This is a genomic window from Facilibium subflavum (assembly GCF_003574485.1).
Lineage (GTDB): Bacteria > Pseudomonadota > Gammaproteobacteria > Francisellales > Francisellaceae > Facilibium > Facilibium subflavum.
Genome location: NZ_QLIT01000206.1, coordinates 1 through 541, shown reverse-complemented (window position 1 = coordinate 541; position 541 = coordinate 1). Strand labels below are relative to the sequence as shown.

General features: G+C 41.8%; 1 protein-coding gene. It reads left to right on the top strand.

The window, feature by feature from the left end; translation table 11 throughout:
* On the top strand, positions 1-465 hold a 465-nt coding region (locus DNK84_RS11390), incomplete at its 5' end, for a TVP38/TMEM64 family protein (RefSeq protein ID WP_162902409.1).
* Positions 466-541: the final 76 nt, after the last annotated feature.

The window sequence follows — 541 nt, the reverse complement described above, 5'->3', positions numbered from 1 at the left end:
AAAAATGAACTGAATTATATGCTTTTTTTACGGCTAGTACCTATTTTCCCGTTTTTTATTATTAACATTGCTGCAGGGGTTATTGGCGTGAGTTTGCATGCTTTCTTTTTTGGCACTTTGTTTGGCATTATGCCTGGGGCATTTATTTACGCCTGGGTTGGCAGTGGGCTTGGCTTTGTTATTTCACAAGGCCAAAAAATAAATCTTCAGATTATCTTTTCCCCGCACATTCTCTTACCTATTCTTGGTTTGGCTGTTTTATCGATTGCTCCTGTGATATACAAAAAATACCGACAAAAAGGAAGTAGTCATATGAGTGCGCCAAGCAAAGCTAAGGCAATCAAGCTGGACAATCCAGCCCAGAAAAAGGCTAGCCACCAGTCTGGAACCGAACTACACATAATGCAAGGTAACGAACATTATGAAGCTGTAGTAAGGGCGGTCTATCAGCCACAACGCGAGTGAAGGTATTGAGCCCCGTAATATACCATCGTCGCACCTGATCAAGGTTTTCATATGCCTGAAATTAGCACCACGCAAT